The organism is Flavobacterium sp. HBTb2-11-1, from assembly GCF_009826975.1.
In the GTDB taxonomy this organism is placed as follows: domain Bacteria; phylum Bacteroidota; class Bacteroidia; order Flavobacteriales; family Flavobacteriaceae; genus Flavobacterium.
Genome location: NZ_WUMO01000009.1, coordinates 16,939 through 40,349, shown reverse-complemented (window position 1 = coordinate 40,349; position 23,411 = coordinate 16,939). Strand labels below are relative to the sequence as shown.

At 32.3% G+C, this 23,411-nt stretch carries 30 protein-coding genes; 5 read left to right on the top strand and 25 right to left on the bottom strand.

Going from position 1 to position 23,411, the window contains the following annotated elements; genetic code table 11:
- Positions 1-168 precede the first annotated feature (168 nt).
- On the top strand, positions 169-960 hold the full coding sequence (locus GR162_RS18610) for a DUF5995 family protein (RefSeq protein ID WP_160783348.1): 792 nt from the start codon (positions 169-171) through the stop codon (positions 958-960).
- Positions 961-964: 4 nt separating this feature from the next.
- On the opposite strand, the gene GR162_RS18605 is transcribed toward GR162_RS18610, so the two are convergent.
- From GR162_RS18605 to GR162_RS18590, 4 genes are all read right to left on the bottom strand, one after another.
- The gene (locus GR162_RS18605; RefSeq protein WP_160783347.1) at positions 965-1,204 is read right to left on the bottom strand and encodes a hypothetical protein; all 240 of its coding nucleotides are present in this window, start codon (positions 1,202-1,204) and stop codon (positions 965-967) included.
- 14 nt (positions 1,205-1,218) lie between these two features.
- The gene (locus GR162_RS18600; protein ID WP_160783346.1) at positions 1,219-1,713 is read right to left on the bottom strand and encodes an SRPBCC domain-containing protein; all 495 of its coding nucleotides are present in this window, start codon (positions 1,711-1,713) and stop codon (positions 1,219-1,221) included.
- Between the two features lie 462 nt (positions 1,714-2,175).
- Positions 2,176-2,805 (bottom strand): hypothetical protein, encoded by a 630-nt coding sequence (locus tag GR162_RS18595; RefSeq protein WP_160783345.1) that lies wholly within the window; start codon positions 2,803-2,805, stop codon positions 2,176-2,178.
- A 65-nt stretch (positions 2,806-2,870) separates the two neighbouring features.
- On the bottom strand, positions 2,871-3,107 hold the full coding sequence (locus GR162_RS18590) for a helix-turn-helix domain-containing protein (RefSeq protein WP_160783344.1): 237 nt from the start codon (positions 3,105-3,107) through the stop codon (positions 2,871-2,873).
- A gap of 106 nt (positions 3,108-3,213) precedes the next feature.
- On the opposite strand from GR162_RS18590, the gene GR162_RS18585 reads away from it, so the two are divergent.
- Positions 3,214-3,543 carry a hypothetical protein gene (locus GR162_RS18585; protein WP_160783343.1) on the top strand — a complete coding sequence of 110 codons (330 nt, stop codon included), beginning with the start codon at positions 3,214-3,216 and terminating at the stop codon, positions 3,541-3,543.
- Positions 3,544-3,622: 79 nt separating this feature from the next.
- Here GR162_RS18585 and GR162_RS18580 read toward each other — a convergent pair whose 3' ends face one another.
- The 4 genes from GR162_RS18580 to GR162_RS18565 all read right to left on the bottom strand — a co-directional run bounded on the left by GR162_RS18580 (position 3,623) and on the right by GR162_RS18565 (position 7,083).
- On the bottom strand, positions 3,623-4,171 hold the full coding sequence (locus tag GR162_RS18580) for a hypothetical protein (protein ID WP_160783342.1): 549 nt from the start codon (positions 4,169-4,171) through the stop codon (positions 3,623-3,625).
- Positions 4,172-4,334: 163 nt separating this feature from the next.
- Positions 4,335-5,615 carry a putative phage abortive infection protein gene (locus GR162_RS18575; RefSeq protein WP_160783341.1) on the bottom strand — a complete coding sequence of 427 codons (1,281 nt, stop codon included), beginning with the start codon at positions 5,613-5,615 and terminating at the stop codon, positions 4,335-4,337.
- 50 nt (positions 5,616-5,665) lie between these two features.
- Positions 5,666-6,403 carry a hypothetical protein gene (locus tag GR162_RS18570; RefSeq protein WP_160783340.1) on the bottom strand — a complete coding sequence of 246 codons (738 nt, stop codon included), beginning with the start codon at positions 6,401-6,403 and terminating at the stop codon, positions 5,666-5,668.
- Between the two features lie 134 nt (positions 6,404-6,537).
- Complete coding sequence (locus GR162_RS18565; RefSeq protein ID WP_160783339.1) at positions 6,538-7,083, bottom strand: hypothetical protein; 546 nt, start codon at positions 7,081-7,083, stop codon at positions 6,538-6,540.
- Positions 7,084-7,377: 294 nt separating this feature from the next.
- Between GR162_RS18565 and prfA the strand changes: the two genes are divergently transcribed.
- On the top strand, positions 7,378-8,454 hold the full coding sequence (gene prfA, locus GR162_RS18560) for a peptide chain release factor 1 (protein WP_008462336.1): 1,077 nt from the start codon (positions 7,378-7,380) through the stop codon (positions 8,452-8,454).
- A 310-nt stretch (positions 8,455-8,764) separates the two neighbouring features.
- On the opposite strand, the gene GR162_RS18555 is transcribed toward prfA, so the two are convergent.
- The 11 genes from GR162_RS18555 to GR162_RS18505 all read right to left on the bottom strand — a co-directional run bounded on the left by GR162_RS18555 (position 8,765) and on the right by GR162_RS18505 (position 15,275).
- On the bottom strand, positions 8,765-9,142 hold the full coding sequence (locus GR162_RS18555) for a hypothetical protein (protein ID WP_160783338.1): 378 nt from the start codon (positions 9,140-9,142) through the stop codon (positions 8,765-8,767).
- Positions 9,143-9,170: 28 nt separating this feature from the next.
- Positions 9,171-9,530, bottom strand: a complete 360-nt coding sequence (locus GR162_RS18550; protein ID WP_008462338.1) for a hypothetical protein — start codon at positions 9,528-9,530, stop codon at positions 9,171-9,173.
- 48 nt (positions 9,531-9,578) lie between these two features.
- Entirely contained in the window at positions 9,579-9,863 is a 285-nt protein-coding gene (locus tag GR162_RS18545; RefSeq protein WP_008462340.1) for a YtxH domain-containing protein, read from the bottom strand.
- Positions 9,864-9,919: 56 nt separating this feature from the next.
- Positions 9,920-10,072: a lmo0937 family membrane protein gene (locus GR162_RS18540; protein WP_111365189.1), complete on the bottom strand. Its 153-nt coding sequence runs from the start codon at positions 10,070-10,072 to the stop codon at positions 9,920-9,922.
- 33 nt (positions 10,073-10,105) lie between these two features.
- The gene (locus GR162_RS18535) at positions 10,106-10,753 is read right to left on the bottom strand and encodes a porin family protein (protein ID WP_066032351.1); all 648 of its coding nucleotides are present in this window, start codon (positions 10,751-10,753) and stop codon (positions 10,106-10,108) included.
- A 37-nt stretch (positions 10,754-10,790) separates the two neighbouring features.
- Entirely contained in the window at positions 10,791-11,360 is a 570-nt protein-coding gene (locus GR162_RS18530) for a DUF4142 domain-containing protein (protein WP_066032350.1), read from the bottom strand.
- Between the two features lie 134 nt (positions 11,361-11,494).
- Positions 11,495-13,282, bottom strand: coding sequence for a CHASE3 domain-containing protein (locus GR162_RS18525; RefSeq protein WP_066032349.1), 1,788 nt, complete (start codon positions 13,280-13,282; stop codon positions 11,495-11,497).
- A 13-nt stretch (positions 13,283-13,295) separates the two neighbouring features.
- On the bottom strand, positions 13,296-13,745 hold the full coding sequence (locus GR162_RS18520; protein ID WP_008462348.1) for a response regulator: 450 nt from the start codon (positions 13,743-13,745) through the stop codon (positions 13,296-13,298).
- A 21-nt stretch (positions 13,746-13,766) separates the two neighbouring features.
- A complete protein-coding gene (locus GR162_RS18515) occupies positions 13,767-14,318 on the bottom strand; it encodes an AraC family transcriptional regulator (RefSeq protein ID WP_160783337.1) in 552 nt (183 codons plus the stop codon).
- 157 nt (positions 14,319-14,475) lie between these two features.
- Positions 14,476-14,661, bottom strand: coding sequence for a CsbD family protein (locus GR162_RS18510; protein WP_008462351.1), 186 nt, complete (start codon positions 14,659-14,661; stop codon positions 14,476-14,478).
- A 140-nt stretch (positions 14,662-14,801) separates the two neighbouring features.
- Complete coding sequence (locus GR162_RS18505) at positions 14,802-15,275, bottom strand: Dps family protein (RefSeq protein ID WP_008462353.1); 474 nt, start codon at positions 15,273-15,275, stop codon at positions 14,802-14,804.
- Positions 15,276-15,550: 275 nt separating this feature from the next.
- On the opposite strand from GR162_RS18505, the gene pyrF reads away from it, so the two are divergent.
- Positions 15,551-16,369 carry an orotidine-5'-phosphate decarboxylase gene (gene pyrF / locus GR162_RS18500; protein WP_160783336.1) on the top strand — a complete coding sequence of 273 codons (819 nt, stop codon included), beginning with the start codon at positions 15,551-15,553 and terminating at the stop codon, positions 16,367-16,369.
- Positions 16,370-16,430: 61 nt separating this feature from the next.
- On the top strand, positions 16,431-17,231 hold the full coding sequence (locus GR162_RS18495) for an ABC transporter substrate-binding protein (protein ID WP_160783335.1): 801 nt from the start codon (positions 16,431-16,433) through the stop codon (positions 17,229-17,231).
- A 945-nt stretch (positions 17,232-18,176) separates the two neighbouring features.
- Here GR162_RS18495 and purU read toward each other — a convergent pair.
- The 6 genes from purU to GR162_RS18465 form a co-directional block, all read right to left on the bottom strand.
- On the bottom strand, positions 18,177-19,031 hold the full coding sequence (purU, locus tag GR162_RS18490; RefSeq protein WP_160783334.1) for a formyltetrahydrofolate deformylase: 855 nt from the start codon (positions 19,029-19,031) through the stop codon (positions 18,177-18,179).
- Positions 19,032-19,135: 104 nt separating this feature from the next.
- Complete coding sequence (locus GR162_RS18485) at positions 19,136-19,855, bottom strand: DUF4197 domain-containing protein (RefSeq protein WP_160783333.1); 720 nt, start codon at positions 19,853-19,855, stop codon at positions 19,136-19,138.
- Between the two features lie 119 nt (positions 19,856-19,974).
- Positions 19,975-20,538: a hypothetical protein gene (locus tag GR162_RS18480; protein ID WP_160783332.1), complete on the bottom strand. Its 564-nt coding sequence runs from the start codon at positions 20,536-20,538 to the stop codon at positions 19,975-19,977.
- Between the two features lie 28 nt (positions 20,539-20,566).
- Entirely contained in the window at positions 20,567-20,989 is a 423-nt protein-coding gene (locus GR162_RS18475) for a cytochrome c oxidase assembly factor Coa1 family protein (protein WP_160783331.1), read from the bottom strand.
- A gap of 181 nt (positions 20,990-21,170) precedes the next feature.
- Positions 21,171-21,521: a hypothetical protein gene (locus GR162_RS18470; protein WP_160783330.1), complete on the bottom strand. Its 351-nt coding sequence runs from the start codon at positions 21,519-21,521 to the stop codon at positions 21,171-21,173.
- Positions 21,522-21,720: 199 nt separating this feature from the next.
- The gene (locus tag GR162_RS18465; RefSeq protein WP_160783329.1) at positions 21,721-23,298 is read right to left on the bottom strand and encodes a murein L,D-transpeptidase; all 1,578 of its coding nucleotides are present in this window, start codon (positions 23,296-23,298) and stop codon (positions 21,721-21,723) included.
- Positions 23,299-23,411: the final 113 nt, after the last annotated feature.

The window sequence follows — 23,411 nt, the reverse complement described above, 5'->3', positions numbered from 1 at the left end:
CGTTTTAAAGTCAGCAACAATCCCAAAAGAGTTTTCTTTTGGGATTTTTTTTGAAATAATAGAAAGTAAATAATAAGTAAATAATAAGAGAATTACTTCAAAAAACGTTCATTGAAAGCTTAAAATAACTAAATTCGTTTTTCTCAATTTAATCATAACCAATTATAAATGAGTATGAAACAAGCTGAAACTATAGACGAAGTTATCCTGTTGTTGGATCAGATAATAGAAAAATCAAAAATAGACCAGAGCAATTTAGGACTTTTTGCTATTCTGTATCGTGAAGTTACAGTAAGAGTAAAAGAAGGTATTTTGGCTGGTTCTTTTCAGAACGGAGATCGAATGGAAAAACTTGATGTTATTTTTGCCAATCGATACTTGAAAGCTTATTATCAATATCAGGCCAAAGAAGAACCGTCTGAATGCTGGGCATTTGCTTTTGAACAAGCCGAAAAGTTCTGGCCAATAGTATTGCAGCATTTATTGCTCGGAATCAATGCACATATAAATCTCGATTTAGGAATTGCCTCGGCAGAAGTCAGTACAGTCGAAGACATCGAGGATTTAAAACATGATTTTGATCAAATAAATTTTATTCTTAGCGATTTGGTTGGAGGTGTCGAAAAGTGCTTGATCAAAATTTGGCCAACACTTACGTGGATTCTAAAATTTACGGGCAAAGTAGACAATTTCTTTATAGATTTCAGCATGGAAACAGCAAGAAACGGCGCATGGAAATTTGCCAACGAATTTGTAGCTGTTCCAGAAAACGAAAGAGAAGCCTGTACGCAATTAAGAGATAAAAGAATTACAGAAATCGCCCGATTGGTTTCGAACCCTGGATATTTTGTGAGTGCTATTTTCAAATTCATTCGCTTATTTGAAAGAGGAACCGTTGCTCAGAAAATAATCGATATGCAGATTATGGAAGAAAAAAATATGGAATGTGTTGTGGCGTAATAAATTAGGTATTAAAAACAATCAACAACATTACAAAACTACCTAAAAAGATACCTCCAATCATATGATTTCGATCGCTGTTATCATCTCTTTTTTTGATACTGCCGCCTGGCGACCAGAAACTTGAAAATGTTCTAAAGTCATTGTCGTTGGAAAGAGTCCATAAATTGTAACCAAGAAATCGTACTGAAGCTCCTAAAAACTCCAAAATAATACGACCCGATATTATTTGTTCAAGATCCATTTTAATGACCTAGTTTAATTATTAATCATAGGATTCAAATTTTCATCTTTATTGCGCAAATCCAGTCCACCTTCGTAAACCGATTTCAGATTGGTCAAATAAAAATGCCATCCGTTGGAACAGCCCAATCTGATGTATTGTTTCGAATTATCATCTGTCGGAATGTTATGATGGCGAAGTTCTACAATCGTATAGCCATTTGTTTCGCTCAATTTTATATCAACCAGACACGTTCCTTCAAACGTAAACTGCAAATAGTCTTTACCGTTGGCAGAAGTGATTTTTCCTTTCATGGCATCATCATACAAATACCAAAGCCATTCATAAGCATTGCCTTCCGAAATATTTTGGTCTTTGCTGATTGGTTCTAGATTCGCATCAAAAAAAGATACTTTTTCTAGAAACCATTTTTCCAACTCATTAGCTTTTGTCCACGCATTGTAAATGTCTGTAAGTTTAGCTTTAACGGCTATTTTTTTAGTGAAGGAAGTCCAGTCGAAGTTTTCCATTTTTAATTTTTTAATTGTTCAAACTAAATTTTAATGAAATGTCGTTTTCAGAATATGGCATTATAGCCCATCAGACCCGATAGCGCGGATTTGCAATCCGTGCCCACAAAGATTGGCTTTTAAATTTTTGTATTGTGTCTTGCTGTTACGAGCACGGATTGCAAATCCGCGCTATCGGGTGTGCGTATGTTTGTAAATTCATTTAACTCAGTTTTGTCATTTCGACGTTAGGAGAAATCTTCGCAAGTAGTTCCACAAAGGTTTTCCAAAAAATATTGTCATTTCGAGGAACGAGAAATCACACTAGAAACTCCGCAAAGTATACTTGCCAATCTTTGTAGATCAACGAGTGTGATTTCTCGTTCCTCGAAATGACAAAACTAGAAGGAAATAGAATAAGAAAATAGACTTCCTACGTAGATTGTTTGCACGAGCGTGACGCTCGCGCTAGCAAGGAAAAAATTAATTGTCAACCGTTGTTTGAACCTCGTTTGTACTATTATGATCTCTTTTTTCAACCAAACTTTTTAATTTATTTACATCAATTTTTAAAGCTTTTTTAACTGGTTTTGTTTCGATCAATGAAAAAAACTCGCTTGGCACCATTTCCATAACTAATCCTTTAGTATTGATATTGTTTTTTAAACCATACATCTGTAAGAAGTTAACATTGTTGATTTTATTGTTTTTAGAAATAAATACTTCAATTTGACGAGATTTAAATTGAGATAAATTTGCGACGTACTTATGGCAAAGTAAATTGTTAATCATTTTTGTCTCTTTAGTTTCCGTCAATAAATTCAATTTTTCTTTAGGAATTGTGTTCTGTGCGCTTGATCTTTGGTAATTAATTTCACCAGAATCAGAAAAACTTATGTTAAATAGCTGATTATTATAAAAAAGGGTATAAAAATTATTTTCTTTATAATGTATTAAGTAATCATTCGGATTAGATTTGGATGTAAAAACAGAACATTCCTTTTTTTGAATCGTATATTTTAATTCGTATTCAAAATTTAAAATACTATCCGAAGTAAAAGTTTTAAATGAAGTAAGAAGGATAATTATTGATAATAATAAAAGTTTTTTCATTGTTAATTATTAGAAGGGTTATATTTATTGCTTATGATAACTGTTACAGAAATTGAGGGTAAAATCTACAAATCCTTAATTAATTCACTTGGATGAATTTTTAAAGCTTGTGCAATCTTAAACAAAGTGCTTACTTTCATTTCTTGCGAGCCTTTTATATATTTTCTTAAGTTTTCTACATCCATTTCAGCATCATGAGCAACCTCTCTTGGTTTTAAATCATTGCTGTCAATCATATCTTTTATCTTATTTCCGAGTTCTTTTACAACTTCTGGAATTTCGCTTTTTCTTTCTCTTTTCATAGAAATGAAATTACAAGTAATAGATTGTTTCGATATGATTGTTAAAAATCGATTGTTTGCAACCGAAATTTTATATATTTGCTTAAAATTGTAAAACAAATCTTATATGAAAATAGAAATGCAAAATAAAGAAAGAGCCGAAGAATTGTTAGAATTAATAAATAAAGGAAGCTATTTCAGCAAACTAAAACCAGTGCCAAAAGAAATTAACTCGTATACAATACCGCTAAAAGTATCTTCTTATAACGAATTAAATCTAATGGTTTCAGATTTGCTAAAAGCAAGTATTATTTTGCTTAATCCAGATGCAAACGGTTTGTCGAGTTTTACAAAAGACAATAATGTCAATGTAATGACTTTGCTTGAAATTGCTTTGCAGTTATTGCCAGCAGATGAAATGGAGTTGTTGGATGATTTGTTTAAGGTTCAGTTGTGATTTTTTGATATAAAAGCACAAAGTCAGAGACGTTTGCGTAGCGTTTCAATTGAAGATTTCGTGGAGCGGGCGGGCTATTTTATTCTGATTTCTTTTTTAAAATTAACAGAATAATAAAAAGCGGAATAATAGAAAGATAAAAGTATATGTGCAAAACAGCATTCGTTTTCGCCCTTTCAAACTCTCTTTCGTTTCCCAAAAAAACTTCATCATTAATAGTGTTTCTCCACACTTTAATTGGTTTTATATTTTTGTTTACATTGTAGGTGTCATCAAAGAAGTTAAGATTCATTCCTGTAAATCTTAATTCTTTTTTCTTTGCAGAATGTAATAGATTGCCTCTAATTACTGTGATGTCTTTAGAAGTAGATTTTCCTTGACTAGAAGATGTTTCTATGTCAATAAAAACGGAATCTATTACAAAAATCTCTTTTTTGAGGTATTTTTCAGGATTCTCAAAAGCTTTATGATTTTCAAAAGCTCTTGCAAAAGTTCCTAAAATATCCTTGTCTGCAATGCCATGCACTAGCATTGAAACAAAAATAACGAGCGAAAATATTAAATGAACTAATAATACAATTTTGATAATTTTGTATTTTTTGAAGAAGGGATGTTTTTTTAGGTTCATTTTAATTATTTAACTGCTAGCTATAGCAAAAAGTATTTTTTTTTTGTTTATAAATATATGAAAAAAGGCACGTGATTTTGTGGCTTTTTGTTTTTACGATTTTAATTGTGTTTCACTGTTGCGGGTACAGATTGCAAATCCGCGCTATCGAGTTTTCGGGTTTCTAAGAAACTAGAAAAACACAAAGTCTGAGACGTTTGCGTAGCTTTTCAGTTGAAGACTTCGTGGAGCGGGGGTCATTTGAAATTTTATTTGTGTAAGTTAAATCATCAAGGTATTCATAACGAACTTTCGGATAAAATTTTCTATATGTGAAATTATAGTATTGACTCCCAGGAAGATTTTTTATTAAATTATATCTTGTAATGAATTTGTAATCGTTTGGCTCAATATTGGAAGGCTCATTGTTAATATCACTAGTGTATTCCCATTTCATACCTAATGATGACAGACTATTGAAAAATAAAATAAACTGCTCATAAGTTGAAAACTGCGATCTAATTGACTTAGCATAAAAGTACTTTTCGTCGTAATCAAGAAAATCTTGTCTTGAAAGAAATTTAAATGCTTGAAATAAGTGTCTAAAATAATGCCCTAATCTATGCTGATGTCCACCATAATATTTTTCAGCTTTTAAGTTTTCAAACAGATAATGTTTTTCTACATTATATAGAGATTCTTCTGATTTTAAGCTATCGCGATAAATTTTTTCGAATTCATCTTTCATTTTAGCTACTTCAAGACACTTAAAATTTTCCCAGTAACGATACATATTTCCCAACTCTTGTTTGGGTTTTAGTTGTATGAAAATTTTGAGAGGATGTGCGAAGTTTTTATTGTAACGATTGAAAAATTTATGAAGTAAAATTGTTTCACTTTCCTTTCCAACTCCAAAGTAAAAAAAGCAAAATGCTATATCTAGTAATGCTAATTCTCGGGTTGAAACACGAAGTTTATTCTCTTCAATAATATTTTTAAGAATTAATTCATATTCTGATTTAAGAATTGTTGTATCAGGATACATTTTACAAAATCGATGAACTTCGTGGTAGCAATCCATAAACTCTTGAACAATTACGCGAAAGACTTTTCTTGATTTAGAAGTTTGCATTTTACCCCTTGCAAATTTCGTGTATTCAAGTTCTTTTACATTTTCTCTATGCAAACGGATTATGTCATAAATTTTAGTTTCAAAACTTTGTTGCTGTCCTGATTTTCTTTGCTCATTTAACGTTAAGTAAAGAAAATAAAAGGCAGCAGCATTTATTACTGTTCCAAGAAATCCTCCTATAAAATCTCCAAATTGACCAGTTGCGGTAAAGTCTAAATTTTCGCCCCAAATCCAATAACCATTAGCAATAGTAATAATTAAAAAATAACCAAAGATTACTGCACTTGTAATTAGTAAAAGTCGTGTTAAAATCAAGGTGGATTTTTCAGTCATAATGCATTTTTTATTTATGGCACCCGAAAATGTTTTTAATAAGTCAAGTATTATTCTCCTTCTAATTTTTTCACACTGCTCTCCGCTAAAACATTTGCTTTTGACTCTTCCATTTTTATAATTAAATTAAAAGGGTTATGAATCAAAGTTGGATTTTCTTTTAATATTGCTAATTGATCTTGTGTTAAGGTTTGAGCAAATATTCTAGATTCTCCGTTAATAGTAGTTTTAGCAAACAATAAGCTTCCTACAAGACTTGAAAATTGCGGGATGTCTTTTGTTTGTGCTAATAAAATTCCAATAGCGTTAGCCGTATTTAAATCAACTTCTGATTGGACTTTGTCAATGTACTGTAATTCAACACCTCTTTCTATTTTTTCTAATCTTGTTAGAATTTCTGATTTACTAAAATTTTTAGTCCCAACCCAAAATTTCTTTATCCATGAGCCTTTTATTGAGGGATATTCTTTAGTTAATTCTAAATCTACCGTTTTTAAGACATTTAAAAAGTTTTTGTAAAAGATTTCTGCAACTTCAACATTATCGGTATCTAAGTAAATCTCACAAGGAAGATCATTTATTATAACTTTTGAATTCTCATTTTCGTCTTTAATTCCTATAACTCGAGTTGCTCTTCCCAGAATTCGCTTTATTATCCAACTTCTATTTCTTTGATTTGAGTTTCCGCCAGTTGTAATTCTAAAGTTTTTCGGGGTTCTTGGATTTCGACCTCGTCCGCCATTTGATGTTTTTGGTTTTGATGTACTATTTTCCTTTTTTATTTCCATTCTTTTTCTTTTAATATTGATAAAAATATTTGACTTGTAAGTAGGATGTTTAGTTATAGTAAAAACAAAAATCGTGTTTATTGTAAAATATGCACCAAGTAAATACACCTGATTTTTTTTGAAAAACAGAAGATTTACTTAATTTCCTTCAACATCGTCAACAACTCAGGAATTTTTCCTACTTGCGTTTCTGTCCAGAAATAATGTCCATAATCTGTAACACCATTATCTTTTAGATAAATTGATATTCTTCTAGAGTTTTTTTGAATATAAAAACTAAACCTTATTTCTTTTGAATTAAAAATATATGTTGTTGATTGATTTTTTTCGGTTTTATCTTTAAGGTTTGGAATAACATATTGTTCAATAAACAATATAAATTCGTCAACTTCGTTTAAATCAATCCATGAAGATTTGAAATCATTATTTCCGTGGTATTTTAGAGTCATGTCTACTTGTAATGATTTTATTTTTCTATTAGATTTTAAATTAATTACTTCAATTGGAAAGAAAGAAACTATTTCATCAATACCAGATTTGAATTCTGCTTTTACATTCCAATCTTTATTTATTTGAGTGATTTCTGCATTTTCAATAAATTGGCGAGCTTCAGAATTATTTTGAGAATAATTTAGGGTAATTATAAAAAGAAACAAGAATGTGGTGAGTAGTTTTTTCATTTTAAAATTTATGGTTGTTAGTTTAGTATGGTTTTCAAAACTAAGGACATAAATGCTAAATACATTACGGAAAACCGTAAACGTAATTATGAAAACTGAAGCCCTAGCCCTGATAGTAGCGGCATCCTTTTTCTTGCTTCTTTAGCAAGGAAAAGATAAAGCGGATAGCAGGAAACAGCTCCTAAAAATCATTACAATTCCGCTAAATATTCAACTTAAATTCCCTAAAAAATGAACACTAGAATTTTCGATAAAAATTTTGTAATTTTGCCGTCCAATAAAAGGAATTAGAAAATGTTAGATAGACTTCAATATGTAAAGCAGCGTTTCGATGAGATTTCGGATTTGATTATTCAGCCGGATGTTATTTCTGATCAAAAACGTTATAAGCAGCTTAACCAAGAATATAAAGGGATAAAAGCGCTTGTTGAAAAGAGAGAAGAGTACATCATAGTTTTAGCAAACATCGACGAAGCAAACGAAATTATTGCTGACGGAAGCGATGCTGAAATGGTGGAAATGGCCAAAATGCAATTGGATGAAGCAAAAGAACGTCTGCCAGAATTGGAGGAGGAAATCAAATTTATGCTTATTCCTAAAGATCCTGAAGACGCGAAAAACGTTATGGTGGAGATCCGCGCCGGAACGGGTGGGGACGAAGCGAGTATTTTTGCTGGTGACTTGTTTAGAATGTACACGAAATATTGCGAGTCTATGGGATGGAGATCATCTGTAGTAGATATGAACGAGGGTACTTCTGGAGGTTTCAAAGAGATTATTTTTGAAGTTACAGGAGAAGATGTATACGGAACTTTGAAGTTTGAAGCGGGTGTTCACCGTGTACAGCGTGTTCCGCAGACAGAAACTCAAGGTCGTGTGCACACATCGGCTGCAACGGTTATGGTTTTGCCAGAAGCTGAGGAGTTTGATGTTCAGGTAGATATGAACGATGTTCGTGTAGATTTCTTCTGTTCGTCTGGACCTGGAGGTCAGTCGGTAAATACTACGAAATCGGCTGTACGTTTAACGCACATTCCAACAGGATTGGTGGCGCAATGTCAGGATGAGAAATCGCAGCACAAGAATAAAGATAAAGCTTTGATGGTATTACGTTCTCGTTTGTACGAAATGGAATTGGCTAAAAAGCAAGAGGAAGATGCTAAAAAACGTAGTTCTCAGGTAAGTTCTGGAGACCGTTCGGCAAAAATCCGTACGTACAACTACGCGCAAGGACGTGTAACCGATCACCGTATTGGTTTAACGCTTTATGATTTAGGAAATATCATGAACGGTGATATTCAGAAAATCGTTTCTGAGCTTCAGTTGGTTAACAACATGGAGAAATTGAAGGAAGCTTCAGAAGTTTACTAATGAAACTTCTTAGATGCTGAGATCATTAAGATACAAAGTTTCTAAGCTTTACTTTAACACATAAAAAAAACAGCATCACTTTGTGATGCTGTTTTTTTTATGATTTTGAGTTTCAATAATAAAATAAGATTCGAAGAATCTAAAACTTAGAAACTTAGTGTCTTAGCATCTTAGAAGCTAAAAAAAAAACTATACTCCTAAAAATACTCTCGTATATTCAAAACATTTATATAGATTCGAGTAAACGTATACACCATTTTTTATTACTATTTCACTAAGCTTTTCCATAATAATTAAATTAAGTTAACAATTACTCTCTTGATGGTTCATATTGAGGATCTTCTTCTTCATCTTCAGAAGATTCATGATGAGGTTTCGAAACCAGATTGGTGACAATGAGCTGAACGAGAGAGCCCAAAACGCCTTTGAACATCGAATCGCCTTTTCCGACAATAAATCTTTTGGCCAGATAACCAATTCCGATACTGATTGCCGATTGCGCGATATGGCTTTTAAAACCAACCGTTTCGTTGATTTCTTCAACCGTATTTCTAATCAGATTTATCGGCTTTAAATTGTCTTTAATTTCGTCGATATGGTCTTTTATAGCGCACCATTCTTTATCTTGGCGAACTTCTAATTCCTCAATTTTTCGATTTAATTGATCAATATTGTAAATGGCTTCCATAGTCTTTTATGTTTATTAATAAATTAAATCAGTTTTTTGTTTCTTTTAGAATGCTGGAGATGATTGTATTTCCAATTGGGGTTTTTATCAATTTATGGTGTGATTTTACCACCACAATCACTAAAATAAGATAGAATAGTGCCATGATAAAAAAGCCGTAGTAATACTCTCCAAGTTCTTTTCCAATCCATAAACTAATCCCGATGTTTAGGAACAATGTAAAAAATGCAACAACAATACCAATCGCAATCTTTGAAGCCAATGATGAAGCACCATCAGCGACAGAACACACTGTTTTTAGTTTTAATAATTCTAAACTTGTTTTAGCATAGTTTTCTGCTTTTTCATAAAGATTTAAATTCTCGTTTGTTGTTGCATTTGGTTCCATGATATAAGGTTTTATGGTTTGAAAATTTCACTAATTAATAGATTGCTATTAATAGTTTGATTTTACTGTTTTAGCATCGTCTTTCAACGTGTTGTAATCTTCTTTAACTTGGTTAAGTTTAGATTTTCCTTCTTCGATAATTTCTTTACCGTTTGAAGTAATTGTGTTTACGATGCCATCAAATTTTGATTTCAAGTTATCACCATAATCTCTTGATTTATCTTTGATTTTTTTTCTTGTGTTTGATCCTTTGTCTGGTGCAAATAAAACACCTATGAATGCTCCCGCCGCTGCGGCTCCTAAAATTCCTAAAATTGTGCTACTAGTTTTCATAATATTTAATTTAATGGATTAATATTTAATAATTTGTTGATTTAATAGTTGTGATTTTAAACTTCGCGACCTTTAATTAAGCGAAGCAATACGGCAATAATGGCAATTACGAGCAAAATATGGATAATGCTTCCGAAACTGTAAACAAAGAACCCAAGAGCCCAAAGTATTACCAGAATCACTGCGATGGTATATAATAAGTTTGACATGGTTTTTTATTTTAGCGGTTAATAATTTCTTGTTTAGTTTAACTTATAAGAAAGGTATAAGGTCAAGTTGCTGTTTTTTGCATCTGGCACTGTGTAAGTTGTCCCAGCAATAGTTCTTTCTTTACCAACAGTTGTTAAACCATAATTGTAACGTAATCCGACACTAATTGGGCTAAAATCTACTCCAATACCTGCAGAAATACCGGCATCAAATCTTGCTAGATCATCTGCATCAATTTCTTCATCAAAATCGAAAGTTCCATCTCCAGTTACCTTAGAGCTTACTAAATACGATGCGTAACCACCCGCGTGAATATTAAAATTTTTGGTTACGTTTACTCTCACTAAAAGTGGAAGTTCGATATAGTTTAGTTTAAATTTTGTGTTTCCGCTTGCAAAAGCATTGCTATATTCTAATTCCGCTCCTTTTGTGGTAAACAAAAGCTCTGGCTGGATGGCAACAAAATCTGAGATAGGAAGTGTGGCGTAAACCCCAGCATTAAATCCGTATAAAATATTGTTGTCATCTACATCATCTCCGCTACCATATAGGTTGGACATGTTGAATCCTCCTTTTACACCGAACTCGGTATTTACATTATTGTCCTGAGCGTGCAGCATTCCGAATGATGCTGTTAAAAAAAGTGTTAAGGCGCATAAAAATTTGGCTTGTAATTTCATAGTTAAAAATTTAGTTAATAGATAATTAATTAGGCATTTATTCATTTTGTTTTTTTATTCGTTCAGTCTCTCGTAAGAGTCTGTATTGTTGTGGCAAAAAGCGAAGTACCAGTTCTAGAATTTCTTTATCGTTGGTTTCTCTAGAAATTGTCTCGAGTAACTCAATCTGGTCACAAATTGCTTCTGTCATTGCATCTAAATAGATATTGTTAAAGTCATTGCTGCTCGCATCAATAAGGTTGTACAGGTCTCGTTTGTGCGTGGCATTTATTTCAGTAATGACAATGAGCTTTGATGTCGCCATTTTGGTAATCTCTTCCAATAATTGATTTTCTTGAACTTCAATTCTTTTGCTTAATTCCTGAACAATAACATCTGAACTTTTTTTCTGTGCAATTTGACTTTTAGAAATAATTGATTTGCTAATATTCGCCGTCGAAATAAAAAAGAAGACTTCTGTTTCTTCTCTGTCATTTTTTGCAAAAGCTTGATTTTTAAAATTGTTTTCAATCGGATTAATTTTTCTGCAAGACGTCGCGCATAGTACTAATACGAATAAGAAAAAGACTCTAAAATATGCAGCCTTTAAAGAGGGAATTGCTTTCATTATTACTTCCTAAAGTATTACATTACAAAGATGCTAACGAATGAAAGATTTTACTTTACAGCATAAAAAAGAAACGTTATATAATTCCCATAGTGGATTTATATAACGTTTTTTATGTGTTTTTTTAATGAGGTTTAATCGGGTAGAAACACTGTAAACACTGAGCCTTTTCCTAAAATACTATCGGCTGTGATATAGCCTTTATGGTTTTCGACAATCTTCTTGCAGATCGCCAATCCGATTCCGGTTCCTGGATAATCTGTTTTGGAATGAAGACGCTGAAAAAGAATAAAAATAGTTTCTTTAAACTGCGGATCGAATCCCATTCCGTTGTCTGTAAAAGTAATTTTGTGGTACTTCTTTATAGACTGTTCTAATATTTCTGGATAATCGGCAGAATTTACTTTTTCGCTCGAAATAGAAATTTCAGGATTTACATCGGGCTGGCTGTATTTTAATGAATTTCCAATTAAATTAATGAACAGCTGTTCGATCTGATACGGAATAACAGAAAGCTTCGGAAGTTTGCCAATACGCTGAATCGTAGCTTTCTTTTCTTCAATTACTTCACCCAACTCAGATTCGGCATTATCCAAAAGTTCATTCAGATTCATTTTGATGAATTCCTTTTTGGTCGTATTGGTTCTTGAAAATAAAAGAAGATCGTCTATTAAAACACGCATTCTTTTTGCCGAACTTTCTATTTTGGTAATGTAATTTTTACCGCTTTCAGACATAACTTCTTTGTCGGCACTCGAAACTCTCGAAATGAAAGTTTGTATTTTTCTAAGAGGTTCCTGTAAGTCGTGGCTTGCCACATGGTTGAAAGAAGCTAGTTCTTTGTTGCTTTTTTCCAGTTCCTTATTTCGTTCCTGAAGTTCGATATTTAGAAGGTGCTCGTCTGTAATATCAAAATTGATTCCCAGCAAAATTTTACTGCCTTGCTGATCGGTCACCAATTTTCCCGTTGTCTTAAAATAACGAACTTCAAAATCTGGACGCACAATTTTATAATATACAAACGGAAGATGTTTCTTTTCTACAATTTCGTCTATTGCCTTGGCAACAGATTCTTTGTCGTCCGGGTGAACATATTTGATAAGTGTTGCTTTGTTAGGAGCAAAAGATTTTGGCTCAAGACCTAATAAACGGAATTGGTTGTCTGAAAAATCAATTTTATCAGAATCCAAATCCCATTGCCAAGTGCTGAATTTACCGATGTTTTCAGATTCAGAAATTAAACCGCTAGAAATAAGAAGTTTTTTATTGAATACTTTCAAACGTTCAAAATCGCGGCTAATTTGGCGGTAAGCCAATAAAATAAAACTCAAAGCCACCAAGAATAATGAAATCGAAAACAGCGGACTCAAAGAGATTTCGGAGTCGTAAATTTTAAGTCGTTTCTTTAAGAAATCTTTCTCGATATCGTTCATTTCGTCAACCTTAAAACGGATATTTTCCATTAAGATTCTTCCGCCAAACATATGATTGTCCAGTTTTCTTTTATCGTATGTTTTAGGATCGCTGTATTTTAAACAGTTTTCAAAAGAAATAAAACGTTGGGTAATGAGCTTGAAGAGTTTCTGAAGGTTTTCCTGCTGCTTAGGATTATCAGCAGTTAGTTTTTTTAAGGTAATAAATGAAGTATTTACCTTGTCGCGAGAATAAATATAGGGAGTTAAAAAACGGGCATTGCGGGTAATGATGTACCCGCGCTGACCCGTTTCTGCATCTTTAATAGCCGACATTAATCGTTCGAGCTGTATGTTGATTTCGTAAGCATGCATAACCAGTTTGCTCGATTCGTTCAAGTCCTGATTATGTTTGTAAGCAATTGAAGAAAGAAATAACAGAATGAAAACTGCGATTACAAAAATAACTCTCAAAGAGTTTGAAGAATTAAAATTTGGTATCCACTTCATTGTTGGTATGCTTTTATTTTAGTCGCAACAAGAAATTATCACGGTTTAAACCAGAAGTATGATAATGCCAGTTTACAGTCACAACCTCATTAATTATTTTTTTGAGCGTATTGAAATCGCTTGGCTTTTTGATGTAAATATTGGCTCCTTGAATAAAGGTATCTTCGATATCTTCTTCAGAGGAAGACGTGGAGTAAATGGCAATAATTATATCTTTTAAATGATCCGTTTTTTTGATTTCAATTAAACACTCTTTACCTGTTTTCTTAGGCATGTTTAAATCTAGAAACAAAATATCTGGAAGTTTATTGTCTGGGTTCATTAAATGATCCATAAGTTGCATACCGTCATGAACAAAACTTACATTTGTTTGTATCTTTATTTCTTCAAATGCATCTTTAAAGAAAAGACGGTCATCTTCATCATCATCGGCCAATAAAATGTGTAATGCGTTTTTTTGCATTTTTAATGTGGTATTTGGGTTTTATTTTAAATTTTCTCTTCGTTTCTTAATAATTCTCTGAAAAGCAGACGGAGTAATTCCGGTTGTGTTTTTAAACTGCGTACTCAAATGCGCCACACTCGAGTAGTTGAGTAAAAAAGCAATTTCGGTCAAACTCATTTCGTTGATAATAATCAATTGTTTTGCTCTTTCGATTTTCTGTAAAATGATAAAGTTTTCTATAGAAGAATACGTTACTTCTGAGAAAACATTCGATAAATATCCGTAACTGTGATTTAGTTTTTCTGCCAAAAATACAGAACTTTTGTAATTATTGTTATCATCCATAAATACAAGTTCAATAATAGCATCTTTTATTTTTTGTACTAATACACTTTTTTGATTTTCAACTACTTCAAAACCGCATGGAGCCAATTTAGTTTTTAAATTCTCCAAAGCTTCGGCATCCAGATTGTCTTCAATCTCAATTTCGCCAAAACCTAGAGTAGTAAAATTTACATTGTTTTGTTCCAGATTTTGTTTTAAATAAAGAGAGCAAATGGTATTAATGTCGAACTTTATAAATAGTTTCATTTTATAGAAATTTGGTTAAAGATACTTATTTTATTTGGTGTTTTTGCTTTTAAATGATATAGAATTACAAGTAAATGTGATTTTAAAATAAAATTTTCAAAAAAATACCGTCTAATATTTTGTACTAGACGGTATTTCCCTGATTGAGTTGCAAGGATTACAATTCTGACAGTATTTGATGAAATTCCTCTTTTGTTTTTCCCAGTTTCTGCTGAAGTCTTCCGTACATTTCGTCTTCTTTTCCTTCAGCAAACATCAAATCGTCATCTGTTAATTCAGCATATTTTTGCTTTAGTTTTCCTTTCAACTCGTTCCAGTTTCCTTTTATCTCGGTCGTATTCATGATGTCTCTTTTAGTTTTGTATTGTATTGTAAAATTGCAAATTTTCTATTAGCCTGTTGTTACATTTATTTTTCTGACTGTTGCATAATTTTCACTTCAATCCTTGATTAAAGTGTCAATTATACATTAACCATAAACGATTACACTTGATATCTTCGAAGAATCCAAGCCATTTTTTCATGTTCTTGCAGCAATCCTGTAACAAAATCTGCAGAACCAGCATCGTTAGTTTCGTTTTCAAAAATCGGAATGTAGCTTCTAAATTCAGTAACCAGCTGTTCGTGGTTTTCTAAAAGTTCAGAAAGCATATTTTTTTGAGAAGCATATTCTTTTGGAGATTCTTTAAGAGTAGAATTGTCTATAAACTCCTTCATTGTCCCGATTGTTTTTTCTCCCAACTGATTAATGCGCTCTGCAACTTCATCAATTTGGGCTTCAAGAATGCGGTATTGCTCTTCAAACAATTTATGCAGTTCCATAAAACTATTTCCAGAAATGTTCCAATGAAATTTTCGTGTTTTTACATACAAAGTCATTTCGTTTGATAAAATCGTGGCTAATATAGAAGCGCTTTTTTTTAAGTTTTTCGGTGTGATTCCGATATTTGGGCTCATAATTTGTTTCTTTTTAAGTTGTATTCAAAGATACTTTTGAGTTCTTTTCTAGAATTACACAATTTTCTATTGATTTTATAGAATTTAATGTTGGCATAAATAAATATTCTCACATGAAGCCCGAAGGGCGCAAGGGGCTTCGACTCCACTCAGCCTGAAAACAACAACTAACCTCCAACAATTAGCAATTACCATCAACCACCAACAATTAACCACCAACCATTAACTCATTAACCATTATAATTTGTAATTTTGCCGCACAAGAAAAAAAGAATATGACAACACAACAACTACACGAACAAATTCTTCAAAAAAAATCATTTTTATGCGTTGGTTTAGATCCTGATCTGACTAAAATTCCGCAGCATTTATTAGAAACTGAAGATCCGATTTTCGAATTTAATAAAGCCATTATTGATGCCACTCATGATTTGACTGTTGGATACAAACCAAACACAGCTTTTTTTGAGGCATACGGAATAAAAGGATGGATGTCTCTGCAAAAAACAATTCATTATATCAACGAAAATTATCCTGATATTTTTACGATTGCAGATGCAAAACGAGGTGATATAGGCAATACTTCAAGTATGTATGCCAAAGCTTTTTTTGAAGACCTTAATTTTGATAGTGTAACGGTTGCCCCTTATATGGGGAAAGACTCTGTGGAGCCTTTTCTAGCTTTTGAAAATAAACACACGATCATGCTAGCTTTGACTTCTAATGAAGGAGCTTTCGATTTTCAGACTTTAAATACAAACGGAAAAGAATTGTACAAACAAGTTCTAGAAACTTCTAAAACTTGGAAAAACAGCGAAAACCTAATGTATGTTGTGGGTGCAACCAAAGCAGAATACTTTACAGAAATCAGAAAAATTGTTCCAGACAGTTTCTTGTTAGTTCCGGGAATTGGCGCTCAAGGCGGAAGCTTATCTGAAGTTTGCAAATACGGGATGAATGATAAAGTGGGTCTTTTGGTAAATTCTGCAAGAGCGATTATTTACGCTTCAAAAGGAACTGATTTCGCTGAAAAAGCGAGAGAAGAAGCTTTGAAAGTGCAAAAGGAAATGGAAGGAATTATTGCTAATAAATAAAGTTTTCAGTCACAGTTTCTAGTCGGAGTTTAGACTGGAACTGTGACTGCGACTGAGAACTATGAAACAACTCACCGACCAAATAGGAACTGTTCATGCTTTTGAAACCGCTCCAAAGCGTATTATTTCGCTTGTCCCTTCGCAAACCGAATTATTGTATGATTTAGGTTTAGAGGAGAAAATTATCGGAATAACGAAGTTTTGTGTTCATCCGTTTCATTTTAAATCAACAAAAAAGATTGTCGGCGGAACAAAGAAAATTCACTTCGAAAAAATAAAGCTTTTAGAACCGGATATTATTATCTGCAATAAAGAAGAAAATACGCTTGAGATTGTAGAACAGTTAAGTGCAATTTGTCCTGTTTGGGTGACCAATATTGTTTCTGTTGAAGATAATTTTCAAATGATTTCAGATTTCGGACAATTATTCAATTGCAGGACTGAAGCTCAGAAATGGAACAATAAATTAGTTTTCGCCTTGAGCGATTTTAAAAATTATGTAAAGGATATAAAAGAAAAGAAAGCTGCCTATTTTATTTGGAAAAATCCCTATATGGTGGCTGGAAATGATACGTATATCAATGAGTTGCTAAAACTGAATCATTTTAAGAACATCTACGAAGAGAAAGGTCGTTATCCTGAAATCGAATTAAAGAAAATGCGTTTAGAAGGCGATCCTGATATTGTTTTTCTTTCTTCTGAGCCTTATCCTTTTAAAGAAGAAGATGCTTTCGAAATTGGAAGGTTTACACACCACGCCAAAACTATTTTCGTTGACGGCGAGATGTTCTCTTGGCACGGCAGCAGATTGCTAAAAGCTTTTTCGTACTTCAAATTACTGCACGAAAGATTGAAGAATTAAAAAAGAGAAATTCCAATATTTTAAATTCCAAATTCCATTTTTTGCTATATGTGGCTAAGATTGGAATTTGGAATTTTTTATTGAGTAATTTAAATTTATTTGGAATTTAATCCAAAAAAGAATGCCGACATCTCGAAGACGCCGGCATCATTTAACTAACCAAAACCAAAATAATAAATAACCAGTTTATTACAGTACAAATATCCGACATATATCAATTTTATGCTGTTAATGTCTTGTTATTACTTTGTTGGATATAAGTTAATATTAAAATTTTTTAAAAAACATCAATATTTTTAAATTCCAAATTCCAAATTTCCAGTTTCGAAAAAGCGGAATTTGTTTTTTTGTTTACTTGGATTTTAATCTAAAAGGGAAGTTTTACGAGAATTGGAATTTGGAATTTTTTTATTGGAATTTAAAAAATCCTGTTAGGATTTAACCCAAAAAAGAATGCCGGCATCTCGAAGACGCCGGCATCATTTAACTAACCAAAACCAAAATAATAAATAACCAGTTTATTACATTACAAATGTCCGACATATATCAATTTTATGCTGTTAAGGTTTTGTTATTACTTTGTTGGTCATACGTTAAGATTTGTAAAGTGGCTGTTTTGAGCTTTCTGCAACGGAAAATAATTTTTTATTATTAATATGTAATAATAATCAATTTTGTTTATAAATATACTAATGGGAAGTTTGTGAGTGTGATAATGCGTTAAAAATCAATAAAGTGTAATCAAACAAAAAATTAACAACTGTAGCATAAACTCCCTTTTTGATAACGAAAAACATCCAAAAGAAATTTTATGGATTTAGTTGCATGACAAGATCTTCAGTTCTAAGTTGCCAACTTTTGAGCTTATAAAAAGAAAACCCGACAAGTTTCGAAAAAACTGTCGGATTTTTTATAAAAGAACTCAGTATCTTAGCATCTCAGCAACTAAGAAAAAACAACCGTTTTATTGCTGTAAACCATAGTTTTTCTTTCGGCATGCAATTTAATGGCTCTCGCTAAAACGATGCGTTCCAAATCACGCCCTTTCATGATAAAATCTTCTACAGAATGAATATGGGAAACTCTTGCAATATCTTGCTCTATGATTGGACCTTCGTCTAATTCTTCTGTTACGTAATGGCTAGTAGCTCCAATAATTTTTACGCCTCGTTTAAAAGCCGAATGATACGGTTTTGCACCTGGGAAAGCAGGTAAGAATGAATGGTGTATATTGATAATTTTATTTTCATAAAGTGAAATCACTTTTGGAGTTACAATCTGCATGTAACGAGCCAAAACGATAAAATTGATTTGATATCTTTTTAAAAGCTCAATTTGCCTTGCTTCACCTTCTTCTTTGTTGTCTTTTGTAAAAGGAACATAGTGAAACGGAATATCAAAACGTTCTGCAATCGAACGTAAATCATTATGGTTGCTTATAATCATCGGAATTTCAACGCCCAATTCATCAGCACTGTAACGTCCTAAAATGTCAAACAAACAGTGGTCGTACTTAGAAACAAACAAAGCCATTTTAGGTTTCTGTTCCTGATTGTATAAATCCCAAGACATATTAAAATCGGCAGCAAGCGTCTGGCTGAATTCTTCTTTTATGGCTTCAATGCTATTGCCTTGATTGGTAAATTCGCATTCTAAACGCATAAAAAACACATTTTGCTCCACATCAACATGTTGGTCAATATAAGTAATGTTTCCTTCTACTTTAGCAATAAAAGTAGTCACTGCAGCGATAATTCCTTTTTGGTCTTTGCAATGAATAAGTATGGTAATTTTTTGCATTACGGTCTTTTGGTTTTGGTTAGTTGCAAAGTTACAAAGGTTCAAAGTTGCAAAGGTAGCTTTGTCCTTTGTAACTTTGTCCCTTTGAACCTTACAAGAAAAAACTATTTTCCATCCTGCATGGCAAAAACCTTTTGCAATAAAGGCGTTGTTCTTGCAGTAATATTATTTCTGATTTCTTTTTCCTCAACAGCAATCATTTTAAAAACACCAGACAAAGCTTGATTCGTTGTGTAATCAGTCAAATCTGGATTTACTTTTTTTACTAATGGAATAGTGTTGTATTTTGTTATGATTTTTGTCCAGACAGCATCTGCGCCTACCTTTGCAAAGGAGTTTTTAATTACTGGATTAAATTTGGCGTATAATGCAGTTGTGGTGCTGGTTTGCAAATAATTTGTTGCGGCATTGTCACTTCCTAAAAGAATATTTTTAGCATCTGTAAAAGTCATGTTTTTTACTGCGGTAACAAAAATCGGAGTAGCTTCCTTTACAGCATCTTCTGCAGCGCGGTTCAACATTTTGATTCCTTCATCTGCAAGAGAACTCAATCCTACTTTACGCAGAGTTGCATCTACTTTTTGCAATTCTTCAGGCATTAAAATTTTTACAGCTTCGTTTTTATAAAAACCATCTACAGCGGTTAATTTACTTACTTGTTGTGTAATTCCTTTATTTAAAGCTTCTTTTAATCCAGAAGCAATATCAACAGTTCCTGTAGTTGGAATCTGGGATGCAATTTGAGGCAATTGATTCAAAGTCTGTTGTACCTCTGCGCAAGCAGTAAGCGAAAATGTAACGGCTAATAGTAAAATCTTTTTCATTATTGGGGGTTTATTTAAGTTTCAAAAATACTACTTATTCAAAAATAACGCCACAATTTTATTTTAAGCAAACTAACATTTTGTTGTAAACTTAACATCGGGAAATTTAGCATCTTAATTTATGGCCAAGCCATTCGAATATTATCTTGCCAGTAGGTTTTACTCGAAATATAAACGGGTTTTGGAAGCGTTATAGGTTTATTATGAGCATCAAAATATTGAACTCGAATGATTTTTTCATTAGAATCATCTTTCATATCAATATTTCCTTCAGCATAATCGATTGCTTTCTTTCTTTGGAGATACAAGGAAGGTTTTTCGACAATGTATTCAGTAACGGCTTCTCCGTTTAGTTTTAAGTTGCATCCAATCAAATTCCCGCTACTGTCAAGCGTTTCAATTCTTCTCAAATAATTATTTTGATAATAATATATTTCAAAAGCAATCCTGCAAGATCCTAGTTGAAGTTTATTGTTTTGCAATCTAAAACGAAGTATCTGGTTTTTCGCATTTGTAAATTCAATAGAGCCATTGCCCTGCGTATTAATATCATTGTGCAATATTCTCGCAGGTTTTGAGAACCGTTTGATTCGATTAGCGAGCACTTGGTAATTTTCTGGCGATTGCGCAAAAGAAGAGACATAAAGAAAAAGTCTAAAGAGTAGACTAAAAAAAGATTTCATTTTATAGTTGGGTTGGGGCTTTAGATTTTTATGGCTTCAATAAATCTATTTTTTCATCTGTTTTTTCAATATAGACAGACATTTCATTGTATTTCCATTTTCCTCTTTTTTCGCCCACAACAAATAAAGTTGCTTTGCCTTTAGGCCCTTTGATTGGCACTTGTACATCACAAGTTCGTACATCATTACTTGAGGTGACGCTTCCAGAAACCATTCCGTCAGTTTCTATTGGAGATCCGAGCCTCTCAACTACTAATTTATTATTTTGTACCGCAGTCATAGATTCTTTATAAGCCTCAGAGTCTTTTAGCACAGAAGTAACTTCATAGAAAATTCCACCGATAAATACAGCCACTATTATAATAAGTGTTAAGCACCCGCTTGGAATAAGCCATTTCCAGTTTCGGTTTAGCCAGCTTTGGTTTCGTACTAACTCGTTAGAATCTTCCATAAATTAAAGTTTAGGGTAAAATGATATAGCTAAATTAAACATAAATTTCTTATTTATTTCGGAATTTTTTTATGAAAGATATTGAATTTTAAATTTTTGAAAATCGTTGGTTTTTCTATTAGATAAAAAAAAAATCACCTCATACATATAAGGTGATTTCTAGGAAAAGCTTTTTGAGACTTTACAAATAAGATAATGTAAATTGAGGCGTATATGTTGGACTATTAGTGTCTAAATCTTTTAATATAGTCTCAGTATAATCTTTTCCACCTTTCATTAGATAAAACAATGATTTTATGATATAAATTGGAGCAAAAAGGGAAAAATGCAAACTTAATGACATATTCAAAAAGAAATGCCGTAGGGCGTATTTAAATGTGCCTTCATTTGGGCGTATAAAATAGATATTTGGTTCCTTAACTTTTTTTACGATCTTAGAAATAATAAAAGGAAACATGATAAATTTTCCTCCCTGCTGAATTAGTAGATTAATTTCAAACAGAGTAAGACCTTCTACATTATTTGCTTTCATAATAGTTTATTTTTTAAACATTTATAAAAAAAAGGAGCTGAATTATACATGCAAAATAAAGAAGATTCTTAAAATCATGTTGCCTCTAAAAGCTTTAAAAATAATAGTTTACGGTATTTTTAGTCTGGCAGGAAATAAAAAAGGAGAGAATTTATCAAATATACTTTTGATAAATTCTCTCTAAAATTTTTGACGTAAATTATTGATTTACAATTGAGGTGTCAGGAATAGACTCACCATTTGGATTGTTGTCTTTTTCATAGACATCTTGGAAAAAACCTACTTCTCCTTTTTCATTTACCAATGAAGTAAAATATGTAATGAAAATTGGCACTTTTTTCGTCAGTTTAAAACTGTTTTCTACCTTACCCGCCATAGCTTTGTCGATTTTTGACTGAGTCCATTCAGGATAATCTTTCAGCATGGCAACAGCTAGTTCTTTTGCCATTTTTACATTAATGCATCCGTGGCTGAAAGTTCTTTTTTCAAAGTCGAACAAAGTTTTAGATGGCGTGTCGTGCATATAAATATCATCAGGATTTGGAAACATAAATTTTACCAACCCTAAAGAATTGTCAGGTCCCGGTTTTTGTCTTACTTGGCCGTTAACCATCTCCATATTTTTTTCTGCAAGATAATTTGGATCTGCGGCAATTTTAGATCTTAACTCGTTTTGTACAATGCTTTGAGGCACTGTCCAATATGGGCTAAAAACAATGCGGTCAATTTCGCCATTAAAAATGGCTGTTTTGGTCAAGGGTGCTCCAACAAATACAGGAGAAGTCAAAACTACTTTTCCGTTTTTAACATAAAACAATTCATAAGAAGGAACGTTAACCAAAACATATTCGTCGCTTGCAGCAATTTTAGCCGAAATCTCACGGCATCTTTCCATGTTAAGTTTTAAAGTTGCCACTTTGTCTTCAAGCGGAATATTCATTTCGTTAATATGCTCTTCAGCCAAGATGTAATTCGGTTTAAATCCGTTGCGGACTTTGTATTTCATTACAGCATCCATCAATTCACGATCATAAACGTTGCTTTTAGAATCAGTTTTTAAATCTCCTAATAAGTACAAGCGAGTTCTAACCTGTGAAATGGTGCTTGAAACCGCATCTGGACGCAACTCTTTATATGGAGATTCTTCTGGAACAATAGGTTTGTATTTGCTGGATTTTTCTAATCTTTTGTATTTTTTTAGAGCATCTTGCAATTTGTAATATTGATCAAATTCAACTTTTTCATTTGTTGCAACTGCTGTTGTTTCTTCTTCCAATGTGCTATAGTTTAAGAAATCTTTCAGCATGGCATCATAAGCAATTCTTTTTTTGTCAGCATTATTTTTCTTAGTGTACAATACATACAATGAACTTAAAAGCATATCTGCATCCGTTTGAGAAAGAGTGCTTTTATCTGATGAAGCGCTAAACAATTGATCAATTTCTTTTTGATAGGGAATGATTAAGTCATTTGTTTTTTTTGCTTTTTCATACAAAACAGAACCAAACTCGTTAATTTCATCTTCGTCAAACCAAATAGTTCCAAGCGTTCGGTTTTTGTACAACGACATAACTTCAGATTTATATTTTTTCAAATCAGAATATCTTTTAAAGAAGTCGTTCGAAATTTCGTTTACATCATCTGAATTGTGGTAAACGGTTGAATGATTTGAAGCTTTTGTATTTGTATATTTAAGATTACTTTTTTCAAAACTGTTAAAAGAAAATACAAAAAAACTCAAACCTAAAATTACGGTGAATGAATAAAATGTTCTCATTTTTTTAATTTTTACGTTATTACTTTTCTACGTAAGTTTTTAGGTAAAAATTTGGGGCTTTTCTACACTGCTAAATTAATTTAGGAAGGCTTAAAATATGTTTTCTGATTTTA

Excerpts from the sequence above, each read along its gene's own strand:
- GR162_RS18475 (WP_160783331.1), bottom strand. The coding sequence starts at position 20,989 with ATGGAAGATTCTAACGAGTTAGTACGAAACCAAAGCTGGCTAAACCGA.
- GR162_RS18525 (WP_066032349.1), bottom strand. The coding sequence starts at position 13,282 with ATGAAGTGGATACCAAATTTTAATTCTTCAAACTCTTTGAGAGTTATT.
- GR162_RS18550 (WP_008462338.1), bottom strand. The coding sequence starts at position 9,530 with ATGGAACCAAATGCAACAACAAACGAGAATTTAAATCTTTATGAAAAA.
- GR162_RS18590 (WP_160783344.1), bottom strand. The coding sequence starts at position 3,107 with ATGAAAAGAGAAAGAAAAAGCGAAATTCCAGAAGTTGTAAAAGAACTC.
- GR162_RS18565 (WP_160783339.1), bottom strand. The coding sequence starts at position 7,083 with ATGAAAAAACTACTCACCACATTCTTGTTTCTTTTTATAATTACCCTA.
- GR162_RS18535 (WP_066032351.1), bottom strand. The coding sequence starts at position 10,753 with ATGAAATTACAAGCCAAATTTTTATGCGCCTTAACACTTTTTTTAACA.
- GR162_RS18610 (WP_160783348.1), top strand. The coding sequence starts at position 169 with ATGAGTATGAAACAAGCTGAAACTATAGACGAAGTTATCCTGTTGTTG.
- GR162_RS18540 (WP_111365189.1), bottom strand. The coding sequence starts at position 10,072 with ATGTCAAACTTATTATATACCATCGCAGTGATTCTGGTAATACTTTGG.
- GR162_RS18600 (WP_160783346.1), bottom strand. The coding sequence starts at position 1,713 with ATGGAAAACTTCGACTGGACTTCCTTCACTAAAAAAATAGCCGTTAAA.
- GR162_RS18530 (WP_066032350.1), bottom strand. The coding sequence starts at position 11,360 with ATGAAAGCAATTCCCTCTTTAAAGGCTGCATATTTTAGAGTCTTTTTC.
- GR162_RS18545 (WP_008462340.1), bottom strand. The coding sequence starts at position 9,863 with ATGAAAACTAGTAGCACAATTTTAGGAATTTTAGGAGCCGCAGCGGCG.
- pyrF (WP_160783336.1), top strand. The coding sequence starts at position 15,551 with ATGACAACACAACAACTACACGAACAAATTCTTCAAAAAAAATCATTT.
- GR162_RS18485 (WP_160783333.1), bottom strand. The coding sequence starts at position 19,855 with ATGAAAAAGATTTTACTATTAGCCGTTACATTTTCGCTTACTGCTTGC.
- GR162_RS18470 (WP_160783330.1), bottom strand. The coding sequence starts at position 21,521 with ATGAAAGCAAATAATGTAGAAGGTCTTACTCTGTTTGAAATTAATCTA.
- GR162_RS18555 (WP_160783338.1), bottom strand. The coding sequence starts at position 9,142 with ATGGAAGCCATTTACAATATTGATCAATTAAATCGAAAAATTGAGGAA.
- GR162_RS18575 (WP_160783341.1), bottom strand. The coding sequence starts at position 5,615 with ATGACTGAAAAATCCACCTTGATTTTAACACGACTTTTACTAATTACA.
- GR162_RS18495 (WP_160783335.1), top strand. The coding sequence starts at position 16,431 with ATGAAACAACTCACCGACCAAATAGGAACTGTTCATGCTTTTGAAACC.
- GR162_RS18510 (WP_008462351.1), bottom strand. The coding sequence starts at position 14,661 with ATGAATACGACCGAGATAAAAGGAAACTGGAACGAGTTGAAAGGAAAA.
- GR162_RS18515 (WP_160783337.1), bottom strand. The coding sequence starts at position 14,318 with ATGAAACTATTTATAAAGTTCGACATTAATACCATTTGCTCTCTTTAT.
- GR162_RS18520 (WP_008462348.1), bottom strand. The coding sequence starts at position 13,745 with ATGCAAAAAAACGCATTACACATTTTATTGGCCGATGATGATGAAGAT.
- purU (WP_160783334.1), bottom strand. The coding sequence starts at position 19,031 with ATGCAAAAAATTACCATACTTATTCATTGCAAAGACCAAAAAGGAATT.
- GR162_RS18580 (WP_160783342.1), bottom strand. The coding sequence starts at position 4,171 with ATGAACCTAAAAAAACATCCCTTCTTCAAAAAATACAAAATTATCAAA.
- GR162_RS18595 (WP_160783345.1), bottom strand. The coding sequence starts at position 2,805 with ATGAAAAAACTTTTATTATTATCAATAATTATCCTTCTTACTTCATTT.
- GR162_RS18605 (WP_160783347.1), bottom strand. The coding sequence starts at position 1,204 with ATGGATCTTGAACAAATAATATCGGGTCGTATTATTTTGGAGTTTTTA.
- GR162_RS18465 (WP_160783329.1), bottom strand. The coding sequence starts at position 23,298 with ATGAGAACATTTTATTCATTCACCGTAATTTTAGGTTTGAGTTTTTTT.
- GR162_RS18570 (WP_160783340.1), bottom strand. The coding sequence starts at position 6,403 with ATGGAAATAAAAAAGGAAAATAGTACATCAAAACCAAAAACATCAAAT.
- GR162_RS18585 (WP_160783343.1), top strand. The coding sequence starts at position 3,214 with ATGAAAATAGAAATGCAAAATAAAGAAAGAGCCGAAGAATTGTTAGAA.
- GR162_RS18505 (WP_008462353.1), bottom strand. The coding sequence starts at position 15,275 with ATGAGCCCAAATATCGGAATCACACCGAAAAACTTAAAAAAAAGCGCT.
- prfA (WP_008462336.1), top strand. The coding sequence starts at position 7,378 with ATGTTAGATAGACTTCAATATGTAAAGCAGCGTTTCGATGAGATTTCG.
- GR162_RS18480 (WP_160783332.1), bottom strand. The coding sequence starts at position 20,538 with ATGAAATCTTTTTTTAGTCTACTCTTTAGACTTTTTCTTTATGTCTCT.